This is a genomic window from Kitasatospora sp. NPDC057512 (assembly GCF_042802135.1).
GTDB lineage: Bacteria > Actinomycetota > Actinomycetes > Streptomycetales > Streptomycetaceae > Kitasatospora.
The window spans coordinates 1-2,666 of sequence record NZ_JBHVET010000949.1 but is presented as its reverse complement, the minus strand read 5'-3'; the positions used below and the strand labels follow the sequence as shown (position 1 = coordinate 2,666).

The 2,666-nt window shown below is 68.2% G+C and carries 2 protein-coding genes; both read right to left on the bottom strand.

Annotated features, from left to right (window positions below; genetic code table 11):
- Positions 1–56: 56 nt before the first annotated feature.
- Entirely contained in the window at positions 57–1,679 is a 1,623-nt protein-coding gene (gene groL, locus ACFU6K_RS36100; RefSeq protein ID WP_380670432.1) for a chaperonin GroEL, read from the bottom strand.
- A gap of 348 nt (positions 1,680–2,027) precedes the next feature.
- Entirely contained in the window at positions 2,028–2,231 is a 204-nt protein-coding gene (locus ACFU6K_RS36095; RefSeq protein WP_030289665.1) for a cold-shock protein, read from the bottom strand.
- Between the last annotated feature and the right edge of the window lie 435 nt (positions 2,232–2,666).

Below are 2,666 nucleotides of genomic sequence, written 5' to 3'. Positions count from 1 at the left end.
GAAGGGAGCCGCCCACACGGACGAGGAACCAGCCGATCCGATCGGAGCGATCAGGATCAGAAGTCCATGTCACCGCCCGGCATGCCGCCGCCGGCGGCCGCGGCGGCCTTCTCCGGCTTGTCGGCGATGACGGCCTCGGTGGTGAGGAACAGCGCCGCGATGGAGGCGGCGTTCTGCAGCGCGGAGCGGGTCACCTTGGCCGGGTCGATGATGCCCTCGGCGATCAGGTCGACGTAGGTGTTGGTGGCCGCGTTCAGGCCGTGACCGGCGGGGAGGTTGCGCACCTTCTCCACCACGACGCCACCCTCCAGGCCGGCGTTGGTCGCGATCTGCTTGATCGGGGCCTCCAGCGCGACCTTGACGATGTTGGCACCGGTGGCCTCGTCGCCGTCCAGCTCCAGCTTGTCGAAGGCGACACCGGCCTGCAGCAGGGCGACGCCACCACCGGCGACGATGCCCTCCTCGACGGCGGCCTTGGCGTTGCGGACGGCGTCCTCGATGCGGTGCTTGCGCTCCTTGAGCTCCACCTCGGTGGCCGCGCCGGCCTTGATGACGGCCACGCCGCCGGCCAGCTTGGCGAGGCGCTCCTGGAGCTTCTCGCGGTCGTAGTCCGAGTCGCTGTTCTCGATCTCGGCGCGGATCTGGTTCACGCGGCCCGCGACCTGCTCGCTGTCGCCGCCACCGTCGACGATGGTGGTCTCGTCCTTGGTGATGACCACCTTGCGGGCGGTGCCCAGCAGGTCGATGCCGGCGTTCTCCAGCTTGAGGCCGACCTCCTCGGAGATCACGGTGCCACCGGTGAGGATGGCGATGTCGCCGAGCATGGCCTTGCGGCGGTCGCCGAAGCCCGGGGCCTTGACGGCGACGGACTTGAAGGTGCCACGGATCTTGTTCACGACCAGGGTCGACAGGGCCTCGCCCTCGACGTCCTCGGCGATGATGACCAGCGCCTTGCCGCTCTGCATGACCTTCTCCAGCAGCGGCAGCAGGTCCTTGACCGAGCCGATCTTGGAGTTGGCGATGAGGATGTACGGGTCCTCGAGCGAGGTCTCCATACGCTCCAGGTCGGTGGCGAAGTAGGCGGAGATGTAGCCCTTGTCGAAGCGCATGCCCTCGGTGAGCTCGAGCTCCAGACCGAAGGTGTTGCTCTCCTCGACGGTGATGACGCCTTCCTTGCCGACCTTGTCCATGGCCTCGGCGATGAGCTCGCCGATCTGGGTGTCGGCGGCGGAGATGGAGGCGGTGGAGGCGATCTGCTCCTTGGTCTCCACGTCCTTGGCCTGGGCCAGCAGCTGGTCCGAGACGGCGGCGACGGCCTTCTCGATGCCGCGCTTCAGGGCCATCGGGTTGGCGCCGGCGGCGACGTTGCGCAGACCCTCGCGAACCAGGGCCTGGGCGAGCACGGTGGCGGTGGTGGTGCCGTCACCCGCGACGTCGTCCGTCTTCTTGGCGACCTCCTTGACGAGCTCCGCACCGATCTTCTCGTACGGGTCCTCGAGCTCGATCTCCTTGGCGATGGAGACACCGTCGTTGGTGATCGTGGGGGCGCCCCACTTCTTCTCCAGCACGACGTTGCGGCCCTTGGGGCCGAGCGTGACCTTCACGGCGTCGGCGAGCTGGTTCATGCCACGCTCAAGGCCGCGGCGAGCTTCCTCATCAAAGGCGATGATCTTGGCCATCTGAAGTGGTCCTCCGGGACACGGTCGACTGCTCGGACCAAGGGGTGCCCGCGACGGACGGCCCTGGTGTGCGGGGGTCCATTCCCCTACCGCTCCCGGGGGCCTCACCGACCCGGTCCGCTGTCACTCTCACGCTGTGAGTGCTAACGCCAATGATTAGCACTCCGGGTGGTCGAGTGCAAGCCCAATCGACGATCCGCGAGCCGCCGACGGAGCCCCGCCCGAGCCGCCGACGGACCCCCGTCGGGGAACGCCGACGGGCCCGTACGACACGCGTCGCACGGGCCCGTCGAGAAGCGAGTGGTCACCAGCCGTAGGGCCGCGCCGAGCTCCTGGGGTCGGAAGGGGTCAGACCGCCGCGCGGACCATGTCCGCCTGCGGGCCCTTCTGTCCCTGGGAGATCTCGAACTCGACCCGCTGGCCCTCCTCGAGGGTGCGGTAGCCGTCCATCTGGATCGCGCTGTAGTGGACGAAGACGTCCGCACCACCGTCGACCGCGATGAAGCCGTAGCCCTTCTCCGCGTTGAACCACTTGACGGTGCCCTGAGCCATTCCGAACTCCCCTAGTGCTGTGCTGGCCCTTCACGTGCCCGCAGGTCGCGGGCCCGGGTTGGTTGAAGGCCGGCCCGGGGAACCCCCCCTGGGCGCAGCCGTGCACGCCGCAACCATCCGCGCGGAACGCCGGGCGGCCTCCGGTGAGCGGGTGATTGCGTCGACCGCCGCTGAATGTATCCGGATCGACGCCCTCTGCAACAGGGCCAGCCGCCGGTAATTCCGCCGAGGCGTCAAGGGACAGGACGGATCGAATCGGAATAATCTCGGCATTACACGCCGGACATAGCGGACGAATTACTCAAATGCCCGCGCGAATTCTGACATCTGCCTGACATGTTTCACGGTCCGCCCCCGGCGGCCGGACGCCCCCGGGCCGAGCACTGCGGGGGCCGAAAGGGAAACCCTGTTCCCAGCCGAGCCACACTCTACTCC